Source organism: candidate division KSB1 bacterium (assembly GCA_024655945.1).
Taxonomy (GTDB): domain Bacteria; phylum Zhuqueibacterota; class Zhuqueibacteria; order JANLFK01; family Oleimicrobiaceae; genus Oleimicrobium.
Map to the genome: position 1 here is coordinate 41,325 of JANLFK010000005.1, position 17,110 is coordinate 58,434.

A 17,110-nucleotide genomic window follows, 5' to 3' on the forward strand; every position below is an offset into this window, starting at 1 on the left:
ACCCCCTCCTCTTAGCTCACACAGGTCTTACAATGACTGTGCCAAGATGAGGACGGCAATGTAACCACCTGTTGTATAAGCCGGTTAGACAACTGTGAGATTGTCGCGGCGGCCACGCCTGGGGGGCCTATTTCCCAGATTGAAAATCGCGGGCGCTTGCGTCTCAGGCAGGCTATCAAAATGAGAGAAGAGGTGGTCGACGTGCGGGTTTAAAGCTTCCCTTAGGGCTTGGGGCTGGCTATCTTGCCAGAAGCGGGGTGAGCTCTGTGCCTCTTCCCGCTACTGCTTCTCGAGGTTGTACTCTTTGATCTTCCGGTACAGGGTGGCAAGGCCTATTTGCAGCACGCGGGCAGCCTTCTGTTTGTCATAGTTGTGGAACTCCAAAGTCTTTTGCAGCGCCACGCGTTCGATTTCGGCGAAGGACATTCCCACCTCCAGTCCCATGTTGCGCGCCGAGCCCTCTGCCCCAGTGGCGAGCGCCGGAAAGTGGTACGAGCGGAGCAGATTGTCCTGCGACAGCACCACCGCTCTTTCCACCATGTTCTCCAGCTCGCGGACATTTCCTCGCCACGGGTGACGCAACAGCTGCTTCATCACCTCCGGCTCCACGCCCTGGATGTTCTTCCCATTGAGATGGTTGTACTTTTCGATAAAGTGCTGCACCAAGAAGGGGATGTCCTCCTGCCGCTCGCGCAGCGGTGGCACATGAATGCCGATGACGTTGAGGCGATAGTAGAGGTCCTCTCGGAACGTACCCTCCTCGACCTTCTTTTCCAGGTCGGCGTTGGTAGCGGCGATGATGCGCACGTCCACTTTGAGGGTAACCGTGCCCCCCAGCCTCTCGAACTCACCGTCCTGCAAGAAGCGAAGCAACTTGACCTGCATGGCCGGGGTGATCTCGCCAATTTCATCTAAGAAGAGCGAGCCACCGTCAGCCATCTCGATCTTCCCTTTCTTCTGTCGCACTGCACCGGTAAAGGCGCCCCGCTCGTACCCGAACAGCTCAGCCTCGAGGAGATTCTCAGGGATGGCGCCACAGTTGATTTTGACGAAAGGCTTGCTGGCCCTTGGGCTGTGGTAGCGAATGGTAGCCGCGATCAGCTCCTTGCCTGTGCCGGTTTCGCCGGTAATGAGGATGGTGCTGCGCGAGGGGGCAACTTGCTTTGCTAACTCCACGACACGCTTAAAGGGCGGGCTGACGGCGACAAGTTTGGGCACGGCCTGAGAAAGTTCGAGCTTTTCTCGGAGACGTTCGTTCTCGCGTCGCAGCAGTATCGTCTCTCCAAGGCGGTCAAGCAGCCGCTGGAGGTCAGCCATGCGGAACGGCTTGACCAGGTAGTCATAGGCGCCGCTCCGGATAGAGGCCACCGCGGTCTCAACCGAGCCGTAGGCGGTGATCACAATGACCGCGACCTGCAGGCGGTGTTCCTGGACGTAGTTGACCACCTCAAGCCCTGATCCGTCCCTCAGCTTCAGGTCGGTGACCACAATGTCCACATCCTCGCTCTCCAGGGTCTTGAGGCCGCTGCGCAAGGATGTGGCGGTCTTGAGGAGATAGCGTGGCGAGGTCAATCCCTTCTGCAGAGCCTGAAGGGCCTCGACATCATCATCGATGATGAGAATGCTGAGCTCACTCACTGGTGACCTCTCCCTGTTCCACCTGCGGCAAGCTCACCGAAAAAAGTGCCCCTTGACCCACTTTCGAGCTGCAGGTAATGCGCCCCTCGTGGGCGGCAACGATCTCTCTTGACACAAAAAGGCCCAGACCTACACCGCTCTCCTTGGTCGTGAAGAAAGGCTCAAAGATTCTCTTCAAGTGCTCCGACTCGATGCCGGGGCCGTTATCGCGGATTGCCACCAACACTCTTTTCCCCCGGCGGCGCATGGCGACCCAGACATCCCCGCTGCCGTTCAGCACTTGCAGGGCGTTGGTGAAAATGTTGGCAAAGACCCGACGCAGTTGCACCCAATCGGCCATCACCCAGCACGACCAAGACGGGCGTCGGAAGTGGACCCGCACTTTGCGCAAGGCTGCCTCGTAGGCCGCATCCTGCACCCAACCGTCGACTAGCCCGACCAGCTCCACCGGCACCATGTTGAGATCGGCCAGATGGGTATAGGCAAGGTAGTGGTTGAGGCTATCGCTGAGCTGCTGGATCTGTCCTTGGATCTTGCGCGTGAGTTCGCTCACCTCGGGATTCACGCCATTGGACCCACTTTCCAGGAGGCGCTCCAAGAGCTCGACGTGCAGGCCGATGTTGTTCAGCGGGTTGCGGATGTCATGCATCATGGCGCTGGTCAGCCGGGAGATGGCCATCAGCCGGTCGATCTGCCTGATCCGCGAGGCAAAACGCACCTGCTCGCCCAGCTCTTGGAAGCTGATGATGTAGTAGACGTTGCCAATGGACGGTTGTCGGAGGCGGGCGATGGAGACCATCGCCGGAAAGTAGTCGCCGCCCTTGCGGTAGATGCGCAGCTGCAGGTTGTGGCGGCGGCGCCGCTCGCAGCGGATCTCCCGCAAGAAGACCTCCCGCGACTGCCCATGAAAGAGCTCGAGGATGTTCTTCTTCAAGATGTCACCAGGGGCAAAGCCCGTGAGCCGAGCTGCCATAGGATTCCAGTGCAACACGTGCAGGTCCGCATCGCAGTCAGCCACTCCCAGCGGGTACTCCTTGATGATCTGATAGATGACATCCAGCTGCCGCTGCAAGTCGTTTTTAACAATCTTGAGCTCATTGATCAGCTGGTGGTCCTTAGCGCGCAGTTCCTGGTAGACCTTGCCCCACCACTCGCTCAGGAAGATGAGCGTCGTGTCGAATGCACGCTGCAGGAGCGCAAATTGCTCCTCAAAATCGTCGCTCATTTCCAAAGTGGTGTTGACCAGGAAGTGATTGAGCACGATGCGCGCCGCCCCGAGGATGGCAAGTTGAGCGTGAAAGTTGTGTTTGAGGCGCGGGTTGCACTGAAACTCGCGCAGGTAGTATCTGGTGAGCTGGTAACCAGCTACCTGTCGGTTCTCTCCGCGAAGGTCCCGCTCGAGGTGGGCGAAGATACCCCCCAAGATCTTGGTGTACAAGTCGCTGGGCAAGTCCAGGTCGACGCCCCAGCGGGAAGTCAGCAGCGTTTCGGTGGCACTCTCCACCAGTGTTTCCACGTGCCCGTGGATGATCTCACTCAATGTAGCCATAGCCTTCCGCTCTGCCGCCCGGCTCGAGCGGAAATCTCATCCTCCTGCCTATTGCGCTCCGCATTGCCGCCCCAATCGGTGCCCGCGTCACCCTGCAGAACATTTTGTGCCGCCACGCGGGAACCAAGGGGGCCTATCCGCGTTTATCAGTTTGAAAGTCTCTTTTGGCGTTCTCGCGGCGGTCGTTTTCATTCTGATAAGGATACTCAGAAAAAGGCAGCCGCGACGGCATGCGATGCCCCTGGTTAACCACTTGTACCGCAAAATGGTTAAGCCAGAGGCCTGAACAGCTGGCACGCTCTTTGAGACTGTTTTGCCAGCTTGTGTACCTCTTGCAGCGGTGGCAAAGGTACGAAAAAATCAGCTCAATGTAAAGGGGAAAATGCATCCTGGGAGGGAAAGCGAGGGCCTTTTTCCGGCATACACGGAGGATGGGGGAGTGAGTGGTCATCAGTGCTGTGATGTGGAATCAGACGAAAGGAGTGTTGAGACATGAGAAGCAGAATGGTTTTGCCCCTGGTTGCGGTTGTTGCCGTGCTGGCGCTCGTCGCCGGCTGCGCGAAGGCTCCTGATCCCGAGCGCATCGACGCGGTGAAGGCTGCGTTGCAGGCCGCCAAGGCAGCAGAGGCGGATCGCTATGTACCGCAGCAGTACGCTGCCGCCAATGACTCTTTGAACGCCGCTCTGGCCGAGATCGAGAAGCAGAATGGCAAGTTTGCCCCCTTCCGCAAGTATGGCGTTGCCGAGCACTTGCTGCAGGTGGCCGAGGAGAAGGCCAAGGAGGCCGCGCAGGCAGCCGCAGTGAAAAGGGAAGAGGTGAAGAACGAGGCGACCGCCCTGATTCAGCAGGTGACTGACGCCACCGCGCAGGTCAAGAAGCTGTTTGCGAAGGCCCCCCGTGGCAAAGAAGGTCGCCAGGCGCTGGAACTGATTAAGAGCGATATCGGCGTGGTCGACAACACGGTTGCCGAGGCGAATGCAGCGATGGAGAAGGGTGACTACCTGACGGCGCGCGACAAGGCCAAGGCCGCGCTAGACAAGGCAAACGCCCTGATCAATGAGCTGCAGGAAGTCATCAGCAAGAAGGCTGCGCTCACCAAGAAGAGGTAGCTTTTGGCTCTGTAGTCTCAGGCCTCGTTCCGTTAACCCAGGGGACCCTCGCTTTGCGGAACGAGGCCTTTTTGCGCCCACTCAACTCAGAATGTCGTCGACGCATGATGCACCCTAATCAGGACCGTTTTCGCACGGCGAGGCGGGCCGCGCCCCACCCGAACAGGCGCTGGGTGGCAGCAGCCCTCATCTCCTGTGCCTGTACTGCGGCAGTGTACTTTGGCTTGTGGTTCGCCAGGCCCAAGCCACCTTTGCTGCTCCTTAACCAGGCGCGTATGGCGTTAAGCGCTGCTCGCCACGCAGAGGCACCGACCTATGCCCCCAAGCTCTGGCAGCAAGCAGAGGATTCGTGGGAGCACACCTTGCGCGCTTTTCAGGAGCAGCGGCGGCGCTGGTTCGTAAAGCGGGACTTTAGCGGCGCGGCCCAGTTAGCCCAGCGCACCTATACCCTTGCGGTTCAGGCGCAGGTCCGGGCAGTTGCCGCCAGGGATTCGCTTGCGGAACACGCTCGTACCGCAGCCAGTGCAGCGCAGCGCGAGATCGACGACTATCGCGCGCATTTCCGAGACTTGCCCGGAAGCAGCACCTATCGGGAGCGGGCAACGCGCAGTGAGCTCCTTCTGTTAGAGGCGCAAGCGGCCGCGCGGCGGGGAGACGTGCTGCGCGCGGCGGAGCGCCTCCGCGAGGCTAAGGAAGCCATCGGCTTGGCGGGCAATGGCTCCGCGAACACAGTGCGCGCCTACTTCGCCAAGGTTCCCACGTGGCAAGAGTGGGCGGAGGAAACAATTGCCTATTCTAAGGAACACGACTGCACGGTGGTCATCGTCGACAAGTTCGCGCACACGTGCCGCGTCTACCGGGCAGGCAAGCCCGTGGCAGAATTCTCGGTTGAGCTCGGCCCAAATTGGATGGGGCACAAGCGGCACAGAGGGGACAACGCCACCCCCGAGGGGCAGTACGTGGTCACCCAGAAAAAGGCAAAGCGCTCCACCACTTACTACAAGGCCCTGGTCATCAATTACCCCAACGAAGCAGACCGCCGTCAATTTGAGGTTAACAAACGAAGCGGCCAATTGCCGCCGGGAGCACAGATCGGCGGGCTCATCGAAATTCACGGCGAAGGGGGAAAGGGCTTTGACTGGACCAATGGCTGCGTGGCTCTGAGCAACGCCGACATGGACCGGCTGTACGACATGGTGGACGTAGGCACCAGGGTGACTATCGTCGGCTCCCTGCGCAGCTGGGAGTCATGCTTTCGCGGCACCAACTATGCAACCCTCGGCACACAATGAGCCAGCCAAATGGGCTGTCCACAGCATCTGAGCCCTACAATGTGCAGCGACCTTGACATGAGCAGCTCAGCCCCGGATCAGGCAACCGCAACGGATGCCTTGCCGCCCGCGTCCAAGCCGCATTGGTTCGCCACTGCTGCGGCGGGCATTGCAGCCGGCTTACTGTTACTCCTCGCGGCGCCGGCACTGGAGAGCAGCATCGAAAAGGTGGTCGAGTCGGCGCGGGCAACTGCGCCGCCCTCAACAACCTCTGGCGTGCGCACGGCGCAGGAACGGCAGCTTCGGCGCCGCGTGGCGGAACTGCGCCGCCGCTTCAAGCGGCTTACGCCGGCAGGGCACTACCTCATCGTGGACACGGCCAACAATCGCATCTTTGTCAAGTCCGGCGACCACCTGGTGCATGAGGGGATCTGCTCCACCGGCAGCTATGTGATGCTCCGCGCCGGGGACAAGCGCACCTGGGTATTCAAGACGCCCAGAGGGATGTTCAGGGTGCACGCCAAGCTGGAAGCACCGGTGTGGCGCAAGCCCGACTGGGCGTTCATCGAAGAAGGCAGAGAACCACCGCCGCCCACCCATCCGGACAGATTCGAGTTCGGCGTGCTCGGTGAATATGCCCTCGCGTTCGGGGACGGCTACCTTGTGCACGGCACCTTGTACAAGCGTCTACTGGGAATGCCGGTCACCCACGGCTGCGTCCGCCTCGGCGACGAAGATCTGCGCATCGTCTACCACAAGCTGCAGGAAGGCTCAAGGATTTTCGTGTATTGATATGCGCCGCCACGTTCGGAAATCGCTCGCAGCAACTCCCAGGCACGACGACGCTGTGCCGGAAGGGCCGAGCCCTCGCTTCTGGGGCCGCCTGCTGGTGTTCTTGTTGCCAAGCCTTCTGGTTCTTGTCGGTGCCGTCCTCTGGCCGTTCCTTCTCGATCCCCTGCCGCCGGAGTCCGCCGCGCAAGCATCTGGCGGCAAGAACCAGCCAAGGCCCGACCCTTCGTTGGTACCGCTTCTGGTGGAGGGGGCGTTTTTCAAGAATCGCCTGACCATCGCCAAGACCGATTCCATTGCCCTGAGCATCGACTTGGTCGACAGCCTGGTAACTTTGGACATCAGAGGGGTTCCGGTGCGCGAGTGCAAGATCCAGCGCTATTCAGCCAGTGGCGCGCTGCACCGCGCCCGGCGCTCGCCTCGGCTCGGCGAGTGGTTGAACAGGCCATTTGTCTTGCGCAAAGAGTGGGGGACCATCGCCAAGGCACCCATCAAGAAGGTGGACGCGCCCAAAGACACCGTGGAAGCGGAAAGGCTGGCCAATATGACTCCCCCGCCTGACAGCGGCGATGTAGCGTTCGTCCTCGAATTCACCCGCCATTTGACCATCAAAGTCAGCCAGGCGGAGGGGTTTTCCGGAAAAGGCCGCCTTCAGAAGTTCGCGGTGCTGGCCCAGCATCGCCTGGCAAGTCTGGTGGAGGGCTTTGCGGATTTCCGCCGGCTTCGCCAACCTGTACCGCCGCTCATAGCGCGCATAGAGCTATCGCGCGCGGATGCCAAAGCCGTCTATCGCGCGCTCCCCCGTCACGCCCTATTGGCATTTCGCTTCTAAGCTCCCCTCTCATTCGGCGTCCCTGCCTGCCGACGGCAGGCGCGGCAGGTCGCCGTTCGACCCCCTCACATCCCCGGTTCAAGCCCAGTCAGGGCTACCCCGCCTCGGGCGGAGCACCGCCCCGGTCGAGAAACTCGCGCACGTAGGAAGCCAGCCGCGTGGCGATGAGGTCAACGAGCTCATCTGGTACGCCATCGGCGTAGCACGACTGCATGCGCATGTCACAGAGTTCGTTCACATAGTCGATGACCACGAATGTCCCTTGCTGGTTCAGGGCGATCTCTGTGGAAAAGAAGCGCAGCCGGCAAATAGTGGCAATCTTTTCCACGATGGAGAAGAGCGGGCTCAGCTCGTAGCGTGCGATCTCTTCGGCGCTGAGCAGCTGGTACACGTGCGTGCGGTCGTTCCACCAGGCGCATTGCGTGAGCCCGCAGACGTAGTAGCCGCGGAACCAGAATTGCTTGCCGTCACGCTCCAGGGGGACGACCTTTTGCTGAAGGAGGTACTTGTCGTGCCGGTGCTCCTGGCGGGCCTCCAAGACGTCCTGCAATGTTTCGGCCCCCTCGACGACGCCGATGCCGCCGCCCGTGGTATTGGCCGGCTTGATGACGAACGGCCGCCCCAGATGAGCCAGGTCGGCCACGGACAACCGCACCTCTTCCGTTGAATGAAAGGGCGGCAGGATGATAGTGAAGGGGGTATGCAGCCCATTGGCGATGAACTCTAAGTGCATGGTCGCCTTGTCCGACGCCCAACGCAGCTTCTCCAGAGGTTCCAGCACTTCCCCACCCTGCTCGGCCACGAGGCGCTGCAGGGCGTAGAACTCGTGGGCAGCATCGGTGGCGCGGTCGAACAGGAAGCGGATGCGCACCCTTCCCACGTTGAGCAGTTCAAGCGTGCCGGCGAGATTGTTCTTCCCGACGATGAGCGTACGCAGCCCCAAGGCCTCCGCTCGTTGCGCCACGACCCGGACAAAGTCCCAATCGTACTCCCAGTCGAGCGCGAGCGCCAAGTCGTAGGTCACCACCGCCCCGCTGTCCGCGCTTGCCGGTGGTAGAGTTCCGCGCAAGGTATCCATGCCAAGTTCCACGATTCTGCCAACGGTGCAAGAACCCCTTTGCACCAGGGCAATTTGCCAAAATGCCAGCACTTTGTCAAGCGAAAACTTTGCCCAGGGACGTGCGGCAAGCTGTCGAAAAATCGTTTGCAAAGCCAGAGGCAATTTGGTATATTCCCAGCGCATACGGAAGGAGCAAGGTGGCTCATGCTGATATTGCCCCGGTACATTATCCGCGAACATGTCGGTCCTTTTCTCTTTGCCTTTTTTGTCATCACGCTCTTTTTCCTTCTCAACATCCTGTTTCGGGAACTGGGCCGGCTGCTGAGTCGCGGTCTGGAGTTTGCGCTCATCGTGGAGTACCTGTCGCTCCACATGGGGTGGATCGTGGCGCTCACCTTGCCGATGGCCGTTCTGCCGGCGGTGTTGATGGCATTTGGCCGCCTCTCCTCCGACAACGAGATTGTCGCCATCAAGGCCAGTGGCATCAGCTTGTACCGCATCATCGCGCCGGTGCTGGTGGCGGCCGCTGGCCTCTGCGCCTTCTGCATCTGGTTCGGCAACAGCATCCTGCCCGACATGAACCATCGCGCCCGCCTGCTCACCGCCGATATCGCCCGCAAGCGTCCTACGCTCACCCTCGAGCCGGGCGTCGTGTTCGAGGTGAGCCCTTCGCTCCACCTGACGGCGCGGATCATCAAAGAGGCAGAAGGCTATTCCAAGCTCTGGGGCGTCATCGTGGACGACTACAGCGAGCCAGATGTGACCCAGACGGTCTTCGCCGATAGCGGCGAGATCCGCGTGGACAAGACCCACGGCATCCTGACTTTGGACCTTTACCACGGGGCCATTGAGAAGATCGACTACCGTAAGTTGGGCGAATACGTGCACATCTGGTTCCCGCACATGCGCATTACCCCTGAGGTTCCCGGGCTGGTCCTCAGCCGCAGCGAATCGGAATACCGCGGCGACCGGGAGAAGAGCGCTCGCACCATGCTGCGCGAGGTGCGCCAGAAGCGCGAGCTGCTGGCTACCCAGGAGGCAAGAACCAAGCAGCTGCTCACGCAGCCTCAAGCCCGGGACCTCCAGGCGTTGTTGCCACGCAAGGCCTTGTCCAAGCTGCGCCTCCAAGATGTGGACAGGCTCCTCCGCCAGTGGGATTCGGCCAAGACGCAGGGGGCCGAGAAGCTGGAGCTCACCCAGATGCAGATCCGCACCTGGAGCAGCGTGCGCGATGCCTTGCTGAACATCGAGTCGCTGAAAAGGAGCATCAGCAAGCTCATGGTAGAGGTGCACAAGAAGTACTCCATCCCAGTGGCCTGTCTGGTCTTTGTGCTCATCGGCACGCCGCTGGGGATCATGGCGCATCGCGGCGGGTGGGCAGTTGGAGGTGGCATCAGCCTCTTTTTCTTTCTTCTGTATTGGACGCTCCTTATCGGCGGTGAGGAGCTGGCCGACCGGCGCATCATCAGCCCGTTTTGGGCCATGTGGTCGGCAGACATTCTGGTGGGAGCCGCCGGCGTCTACCTTCTCATCCGCACTGCTCGCGAAACCGCCCCAATCGATTTGGGCAGATTGCGCATGCTGTTACGAAAGGGGAGTTCTCCATGAAGCTGCCGTTGGCTTTTTGCCTCGCCATCCTGGTGGGGGTGACCCTCGTTTGCTCGTGCGCCCGCATGAACTCTCGCGCTGGACTGGCACCGCAGCCCCAGGAGGAGCGCGTGCGCCAGCTGGCGCTTCTCGAACCTTCGCTGGTGAAAATTACCTGTTCAGCCTACTACCGCAACTACACGTACGCGCGCCCGGGAGTTGTGGACCTTCCGGTCGAGCAGAAGCTCACCAGCAGCTCGGTAGCGGGCAGTGGCCTGGTGCTGCTGCAAAACAGCCGCGAAATGCTCGTGCTCACCTGCAACCACGTGGTCGATTTCGCCGATACCATCCGCCACTACTTTCTTGACGATGCCAAGCGCCCCACAAATCACTTGCGGCAACTGTCCATCAAATACCGACAGGACATCTTCGTGTTCCACCGCAGCGGCGAGTGGACGGCCGGCGAACTGGTCGCCGCTGACCGAGAAAATGACATCGCCCTGCTCAAAACGTCTCGCGCTGGCCAGCAGATGGCAGAGAGCCCCTTGCCTTTCCGCTTCGGCGACGCCGGAGACCTGAAGCTTGGCCAGGAGGTCTACGTGCTCGGCTTCCCCAAGGGGTTCTTCGCGGTCACCAGGGGACTGGTGAGCCCCTCGCGAGGGCGCGGAAGGTTCATGCTGGACATCGCCTTCAACCGCGGCTACTCTGGCGGGGTAGTCGTGCATCCCAACGAGCGCGAGGGACGCATGGAATACGTGGGGATGGCCACCTCGGCTGCCTACGACTCGCACTACCTGCTGGCCCCGCCTGCGGATACTACACCACCCACTCCAGAGCCCGACATTCCTTACACGGGCGACATCTATGTGGAGGAGCTGAAGCTGATCAACTACGGCATCACTTTTGTGGTCAGCAGCAACACGGTGCGCAATTTCTTGCGGGCCAATCTTGACCTGTTGCAGCGCAATGGCTTCTCCGCCGCGACTCTTCTCAAGTGAGGTGAGCCGGAGCCACCGAAGAGGTTGACACCCATGCGCATCCTTGACCGCTACATTGCCCGCCGTTTCCTGAGCAACCTCACCTTTGCCCTGGTGGCATTCGCCCTCATCTTCATCGTGGTCGACATGGTGGAGAACCTCGACGCCTTTCTCGATCGCCACGTGTCGTGGACCATCGTGGCCAAGTACTATCTGTTCTACCTGCCCCACATCGTGGTCATGAGTTTGCCGGTGGCTGTGCTGCTTGCCAGCTTGTTCTGCATGGGAACGTTGGCTAAGCACAACGAGCTGGTGGCGATGAAGGCTACCGGCACATCGCTCTATCGCATTCTCTCGCCGATGATCATCCTGGGAGTGCTGGTCAGTGTGGCCGACATTTTCGTGGGCGAGGTGGTCTCGCCAGCGGCCAACCGCCGCAAGCGGGAGATCAAGCTGGACTACATCGAGAAGCACGACTTTAACATTCGGCGCCGCATGACTAACCTCATCGTGCGCGATCGTGCCGACCGACGTGTGCTCATCCGCTACTACGACTCCAAGCAGCAGACAGCCTACCGGGTCAGCATCCAGGAGTACGAGGGCTCCAGGATGAGGCGGCGCCTGGATGCACCCGTCATGCGCTGGACCGGAAGCAACTGGCGCATGGAAAATGGCTACGAGCGGCTCTTCTCCGACGGGCAAGAGCAGGCAGCAGCCTTTGCCGGCCTTGATGTTCCGGACCTCGGCGTCACGCATCGGGAGTTGGCGCGGGTGCAATTGGAGCCAGAAGAGATGTCCTATGGCGAGCTGCGCGAGTTCATCGAGGAGGTGCGCCGCAATGGGGGCAAATCACACCGTTGGCTGGTGGACCTCTACCTGAAGATTTCCTTCCCGTTCAGCAACCTCATCATTCTCCTCATCGGGGCCTCGCTTGCCTCCAGCAAGCGCCGCAGCGGCGTGGCGGTGAGCTTCGGCTTCAGTTTGGTGATCTGCTTCCTCTACTTTGGCCTGCTCAAGACCGGACAATCCTTGGGCCACACTGGCACCTTGCCCCCGCTCTTGGCCGCATGGCTGGGGAACATAGTGTTCCTTGCCGTGGGCATCGTCTTGGTTGCCCGCACACGGACTTAACCGAGGAAATTCCGGGGGGATAGGCCTGGGGACTGCGCATGCCTGGTCAGGCTCGGCGCTTCAACTGGCGGATGCGCCCCCTGAGGCAACATCCAGCCGACGCAGCAGCGCCAAGGCGAAGCGCGAGGCCAGCTCCGACACGCGAAAGTCCACGTTCTCCTGCGTATCGGTGGGCCAGTGCCAGTGAGGCAAACCACCCGCAGCGTCGGTGGCGAGCAGAAGCAGCGTAGAATAGCCCTTCCGCGCTGGCACAATGGCATCGGTGCAGGCAAGTCGGTACACCCAGGGGGTGACTTCGCGAAATGCCCCCCGCGAGGCAACTTCACGCGCCATCTCCACCAGCGGCCCGCGGAAGCGGCACAAGTCGAGCATCCCTTCGCCCACGCAAAAGTGAAGCTGACCGCTGCCCAGAGAGTCGAAGACTAAGAAATGCGTCTGGGCCCTCGGTAACTCGGCAGCGTGGCGGCGCACGAAGTCGGCCATGCCCAGGGCCCCGGTCTCTTCGCTGCCGGTGGCCACAAACCATACCTGGCAGTTGCGGAGAGGCTCCTCTTTGAGCGCTGCTGCCACGTCCAACAGCACCGCTACGCCGCTGGCGTTGTCGGCTGCACCTTGCACCAACGGAGCGGCCAGCCCCGCATGCAGCAGGATAATGAGGTAGGCGAAAACGTACACCAACCCGGCCACGAGCAGCACCTCGAGCAACCATCCGCGCACTCCCAGCGCGCGCAGCAAGAGGGAGAACTCGATGGCCACCAGCACTCCTGCGCCAAGCAGAAAGTTCGCTCGAAAGTTTCTCACCTGCTTGGGGTGCCACATCAGTCCGGAGCGAGCCGTGTCATAGTGGGCACTGACCACGACGCGACATTTCGCCTGCGTACTCCCCAGCTTGGCGACCACATTCTGAGAGGGCGCCCGGCTAAAAAGTCGGGCCAGCGGCTTAAAGCGAACTGAAAAGTGCCCCCAAAACAGAAGCAAGCCCAAAGTGCAGACCAACAGCCCGCCCAGGGGCCAATAATGGGCAGCCACCATGGCCACGGCAATGGCGCCAACAATCACGACGAGCTCCCACGTCATGCGCCTCTGGGAGCGGAACGACTCCAGCCATGGCGCCAGGCCCAACGCACGCATCGTGGCCAGGAGGTGCTCAGCAGCACGGCGCTCGTAGGCGCTGCAGCTACCCCGGTGAGCAAATGCACACAACTCGGCAACGAACCTGCGGATGCGCATAGGTCTATCCCACCTCAGCTCGACTCAGGTGTCGACGTGTGTACCGGGCCAGTCGCCTGGCGCAAGGCCCGCACAATCTCCTCGCAGGTGACAAGGTAGGCGAAGCCGTAGGCCAAGTTGCGCAGAGTGGCGTGATGATACGCAGCGTCTGCCGTGGCAGTGCCATCGACCAGAAAGAAGACCCGAAAGTCGCGCACAAAGGCGTCGCGGGCGGTCGTCTCGCAGCAGAGGTTACTCATCACTCCGCCGATGATGGGGTCCTTGACCCGCAAGGAGCGCAAAGCCCGGCCCAGGGACGTGCGAAAGAAGGCGCTGTAGCGGGTCTTGGCTACGACCAACTCCTCGGGAAGCGGCGCCACCTCGGGGAGGAATTGCCAGCCGGGGCTTCCTCTCATGATGAGCTCCCCCCACCACTGGCTGAGCATCCCCCCGTCGCGGGCAGGATCGGTGTGGCCATGCTGCGTGAACACCACCGGCACCGAGGTCGCGCGACATGCATCAATCACGCCGCGCAAGGGCGCAAGAATCGGCATGGCCACCGCACGAAACTCCTCCTGCATGTCGATCACCAGAAGCGCGGCATGCGCCGGCCGCGGAAGCGTGGGAGCGGCACCCGCCTCCGGCACAATGCTGAGGAGCTCCTGCCTGGTCACTCTTCCCGTCCCTTGCCGATGACCCGGACATTGATGGCGCGATCGCCCTTCGCCTCGCGCCGCACATCGAATGCCACGCGCTGCCCTTCCTCCAGCCCACCGGAGCGCACGCGCGGGTCCAGGTCATTGACGTGCACAAACAGGTCCTCATCGTCATCGGACAGGATGAAGCCAAAGCCCCGCACTGGGTCCCACTTTTTCACCGTTCCGTATTTCATGGCCCTCCCTCCTGTACACAGCCGCAGTTGGCAAAGCTTACTTCAACTGTTGGCCGACAACGCCGGCCACGAACCACTTCTGGAAAAGGAAAAAGAGCGTGATGGGCGGCAGCAACGCCACCATCCCCGCTGCGGTCAGTCCTCCCCAGTAGGTTCCCCAACTGCCGAGAAACGAAAGAATCCCCTGCGGCAACACGCGCAGGTGTTGCGACGAAGTCAAGGCGAACGAGTACAGGTAGTTGTTCCACGAGTTGATAAACACGAACACGGCCACAGCCACCATGCCGGGCGCGGCCATGGGAACGGCCACGCGGAAGAGCACTCCTAAGCGCGAGCAGCCGTCAAGCATCGCCGCCTCCTCCGTCTCCACCGGAGTCGCCGCGATGAAGTTGCGCAGCATCCACACCGTGAACGGCAGGTTAAAGACCACATTGGCAATGATGACCGCCCAAAGGGTGTTGTACAGTCCAAGTTTGTTGAAATAGGCACTGAGCGGCACCAACACTGCCACGGGCGGCAGCAAGGGTAGCACCATGAGCACTACCCCAAGGCTCTGTCCCCGAAAGCGGAAGCGGGCCAGGGCATAACCGCCCAGGAGCGAGGTAATCAAAGTGATGGCAATCGCTCCCACCGAGACCACCAGGCTATTGCGCAAGTAGAGCAGGAAAGCCGGGCGGCCGAGCAACATCCGGTAATGCTCGAGCGTCCAGGTGCGCGGCAGGAGACGGTACTCGAACTGCCCCACAAAGGAGGTGCGCAGTCCCCACAAGAAGGGGAAAAGCGTCACCGCCAGCACGATGACTGCGCCACACCAAAACAGAAGGTCGCGCCGCGCTCTCATTGTGGCTCCCGCAGTCCTCCGGTCAAACGCAGATAGGCGAGCATGAACAGGACCCCGACGATGACCAAAACAATCCCGATGGTCGCCCCGCCGTTCAGGTCGAAGTTGATGAAGGACATCTTGAAAAGACGGACCGCCGCCACCTCCGTGCTGTAGCCCGGCCCACCCTCGGTCATGGCGTAGACGGTCTCTGCGTCCTGGAGGGTCCACATGGTGATCACCACGAGCACCACGCCGAGATGCACCTTGGTCAGCGGCAGAGTCAAGTAGCGGAATTGCGTCCACCTGCTGCCGCCGTCCACTCTTGCCGCCTCGTACACCTCCGGCGGGATACTGGCGATGCCGGCGGCCAGAAAGAGCATCATGAACGGGAACGAGCGCCAGAAGCTGTGCAGGATGATGGTCCCCATGGCTAAGGTTGGCTCCGTGAGAATCACGTGCTGCTGGCCGGTGACCTTCTCGACCACCCAACTGAGTGGCCCAAAGGTGGGATCCACCAAGGAGCGGAAGAGCAGGGCGCTCACCACCGGCGCCACAATCCAGGGCAAGAGGTAGATGCCGCGCAGGGCGCGCGCTGCTCTGAACGGTTTGGTAATCAAGAGCGCCGCCGCATAAGAAAAGGGAAGCGACAACGAGAGGTTCCCAAGCACGTAGAGCAAGGAAAGGGTGAGGTTGGTGCGACAACGCGTCTCGCTCAGGAGCAGCCGATAGTTCGCGCCGCCGACAAAGCTCGTCGTCCCATTGAGCGCCGTCTTGAATAGGCTCAAGACTGCCCCAGAAAAGACGGGGGAGATCATGAAAAACAGAAGCAGGAGCACGCTCGGCGCCAGGAGGGCATACGGTAGCCACTCCCTCCGCCGCGGCTCCCGACGCCCTGGGCGCGACTTGTCACTCACCGGCGTATCGGGCATTGTACTCATTCTGGAAACGCTGTAGCGTCTGTTGCACTGGGGCCTTCTTCACCAAAACCTCTTGCAACGCAGCAGCAACGGTGTTCGCCAGCTCGTCGTAGTAGGCCGTGTACGGCATCGATTCCCCATGCACCGCCGCGCGGAACCACACCTGGTAGAACGGCGTCTGGAACTCCGGTCGCTGCCAGGCCGAGAGGCGCGTGGGCAGGCCCGCATCGGGGAACGAGAGCAAGGTTTCTGGTCGGAGCAACGTTTCGATCAAAGCCACACCCAACGCGGGTTCCTTGCACAGCGCGTGCAGGGACACAGTCCACGCGTTGGTAAACATGGCCCTGGTGCGCGTGGGTGTCTCAAACACGCCAGCGACCGGCGTCTTTACCTCAGCCGTTGGTGGAAAGGTGCCGACAATCCACCCCTTCTCCTCCAAGACTTGAATCCAGTAGCTGCCCCATCCCCAGGCCATGGCAAACTTGCCGTCAAAGAAGCCTTTGAGAATGACGTCGTCGTACGTGCCGCTGGTGACAAAAGTCGGGGTGACCTTGTAGCGGTGCACCAAGTCGAACAAGAACTGGGCTGCACGCACGCCGGCGCTATCGGCAAAGACGGCCTTCTTGGTCTGCTCATCCCAAAGGGTGCCGCCGAAATGCCAGACCAGGGGGGCGAAATAGATTTCGATGGTGGCCCTGGACGGACCCACGTACATGCCCAAACCCCATTGGTCGATCCTGCCGTCCCCATCGGTATCCCTGGTCAGGCGGCGCGCGTACTCAACCAATTCGTCCAAGTTCTCCGGCGGCCTGTCGGGGTCCAGCCCCGCCTGCTGGAACAGGTCACGGCGGTAGGCCACCACGCGCGTGTGCGCACCCAGCGACACCGCACTGCGCTTGCCATCCCGCTCACCCACATTCCACACCGGATTCCAGGCAAAGTCGGCGATCTCCTCCGCTGACCAGTGCAAGTAGGGAGAAAGGTCAAGCAGGTCGCCCACTGCCGCGTGTTTGGCCAGAAGCTGGGGCGAGCTCCACACCACGTCGTGGGGGATCCTTGCGCGAAAGTCGGCCATGCACTTGCTGTCGATCTGATCCCACTTCATCTGCTCGTGTTCGACCTTCACCCCCGGATGGTCCCGCTCAAAGTCGGCGATGGCTTTGCTGAGCCACTCCCAGTTGGCCTTGGCCGAACCTCCCCCTACCGGGTCGTAGATGTGGGCAAGTTTTACGACTCTCTGTGGCGACGACTTGTGGCAACTGAGCCCAAGCGCGATGCACAAGAGTATGGCGTTCAGGCGTCGCATGGGCGCTCTTGGCGATGGA

At 61.2% G+C, this 17,110-nt stretch carries 16 protein-coding genes; 7 read left to right on the forward strand and 9 right to left on the reverse strand.

All coding sequences use genetic code 11. From position 1 onward, the window contains the following. Positions 1-279: 279 nt before the first annotated feature. Positions 280-1,638, reverse strand: a complete 1,359-nt coding sequence (locus tag NUW13_08075) for a sigma-54 dependent transcriptional regulator (protein MCR4438982.1) — start codon at positions 1,636-1,638, stop codon at positions 280-282. Next, positions 1,631-3,187: an ATP-binding protein gene (locus tag NUW13_08080; GenBank protein ID MCR4438983.1), complete on the reverse strand. Its 1,557-nt coding sequence runs from the start codon at positions 3,185-3,187 to the stop codon at positions 1,631-1,633. The genes NUW13_08075 and NUW13_08080 overlap by 8 nt, the downstream gene beginning before the upstream one ends. 492 nt (positions 3,188-3,679) lie before the next feature. On the opposite strand from NUW13_08080, the gene NUW13_08085 reads away from it, so the two are divergent. The 4 genes from NUW13_08085 to NUW13_08100 all read left to right on the forward strand — a co-directional run bounded on the left by NUW13_08085 (position 3,680) and on the right by NUW13_08100 (position 7,189). After that, on the forward strand, positions 3,680-4,297 hold the full coding sequence (locus tag NUW13_08085) for a DUF4398 domain-containing protein (GenBank protein MCR4438984.1): 618 nt from the start codon (positions 3,680-3,682) through the stop codon (positions 4,295-4,297). Positions 4,298-4,401: 104 nt separating this feature from the next. Then, complete coding sequence (locus NUW13_08090; GenBank protein ID MCR4438985.1) at positions 4,402-5,589, forward strand: L,D-transpeptidase; 1,188 nt, start codon at positions 4,402-4,404, stop codon at positions 5,587-5,589. A gap of 39 nt (positions 5,590-5,628) precedes the next feature. Further along, positions 5,629-6,360: a L,D-transpeptidase gene (locus tag NUW13_08095; GenBank protein ID MCR4438986.1), complete on the forward strand. Its 732-nt coding sequence runs from the start codon at positions 5,629-5,631 to the stop codon at positions 6,358-6,360. Positions 6,361-6,466: 106 nt separating this feature from the next. Continuing rightward, complete coding sequence (locus tag NUW13_08100) at positions 6,467-7,189, forward strand: hypothetical protein (GenBank protein MCR4438987.1); 723 nt, start codon at positions 6,467-6,469, stop codon at positions 7,187-7,189. A gap of 94 nt (positions 7,190-7,283) precedes the next feature. On the opposite strand, the gene NUW13_08105 is transcribed toward NUW13_08100, so the two are convergent. Next, positions 7,284-8,267: a hypothetical protein gene (locus NUW13_08105; GenBank protein ID MCR4438988.1), complete on the reverse strand. Its 984-nt coding sequence runs from the start codon at positions 8,265-8,267 to the stop codon at positions 7,284-7,286. A gap of 186 nt (positions 8,268-8,453) precedes the next feature. On the opposite strand from NUW13_08105, the gene NUW13_08110 reads away from it, so the two are divergent. Genes NUW13_08110 through lptG form a run of 3 tightly spaced genes read left to right on the forward strand, consistent with a single transcriptional unit; the run spans position 8,454 to position 11,944 of the window. Beyond that, the gene (locus tag NUW13_08110; protein ID MCR4438989.1) at positions 8,454-9,857 is read left to right on the forward strand and encodes an LptF/LptG family permease; all 1,404 of its coding nucleotides are present in this window, start codon (positions 8,454-8,456) and stop codon (positions 9,855-9,857) included. Then, the gene (locus NUW13_08115) at positions 9,854-10,834 is read left to right on the forward strand and encodes a serine protease (GenBank protein ID MCR4438990.1); all 981 of its coding nucleotides are present in this window, start codon (positions 9,854-9,856) and stop codon (positions 10,832-10,834) included. The genes NUW13_08110 and NUW13_08115 overlap by 4 nt, the downstream gene beginning before the upstream one ends. Positions 10,835-10,867: 33 nt before the next feature. Next, the gene (gene lptG / locus NUW13_08120; protein ID MCR4438991.1) at positions 10,868-11,944 is read left to right on the forward strand and encodes an LPS export ABC transporter permease LptG; all 1,077 of its coding nucleotides are present in this window, start codon (positions 10,868-10,870) and stop codon (positions 11,942-11,944) included. Between the two features lie 60 nt (positions 11,945-12,004). Here lptG and NUW13_08125 read toward each other — a convergent pair whose 3' ends face one another. The 6 genes from NUW13_08125 to NUW13_08150 are packed head-to-tail and all read right to left on the reverse strand — an operon-like array spanning position 12,005 to position 17,091. Further along, complete coding sequence (locus tag NUW13_08125; protein MCR4438992.1) at positions 12,005-13,174, reverse strand: M28 family peptidase; 1,170 nt, start codon at positions 13,172-13,174, stop codon at positions 12,005-12,007. A 14-nt stretch (positions 13,175-13,188) separates the two neighbouring features. Continuing rightward, positions 13,189-13,827: an isochorismatase family protein gene (locus NUW13_08130; protein MCR4438993.1), complete on the reverse strand. Its 639-nt coding sequence runs from the start codon at positions 13,825-13,827 to the stop codon at positions 13,189-13,191. Next, positions 13,824-14,045, reverse strand: a complete 222-nt coding sequence (locus NUW13_08135; GenBank protein ID MCR4438994.1) for a cold shock domain-containing protein — start codon at positions 14,043-14,045, stop codon at positions 13,824-13,826. Before NUW13_08135 ends, NUW13_08130 begins: the two co-directional genes overlap by 4 nt. 37 nt (positions 14,046-14,082) lie before the next feature. Further along, positions 14,083-14,886, reverse strand: coding sequence for a carbohydrate ABC transporter permease (locus NUW13_08140; GenBank protein MCR4438995.1), 804 nt, complete (start codon positions 14,884-14,886; stop codon positions 14,083-14,085). Continuing rightward, positions 14,883-15,797: a sugar ABC transporter permease gene (locus NUW13_08145; GenBank protein MCR4438996.1), complete on the reverse strand. Its 915-nt coding sequence runs from the start codon at positions 15,795-15,797 to the stop codon at positions 14,883-14,885. The genes NUW13_08140 and NUW13_08145 overlap by 4 nt, the downstream gene beginning before the upstream one ends. Further along, positions 15,775-17,091, reverse strand: a complete 1,317-nt coding sequence (locus NUW13_08150; GenBank protein ID MCR4438997.1) for an extracellular solute-binding protein — start codon at positions 17,089-17,091, stop codon at positions 15,775-15,777. The genes NUW13_08145 and NUW13_08150 overlap by 23 nt, the downstream gene beginning before the upstream one ends. Positions 17,092-17,110 lie beyond the last annotated feature (19 nt).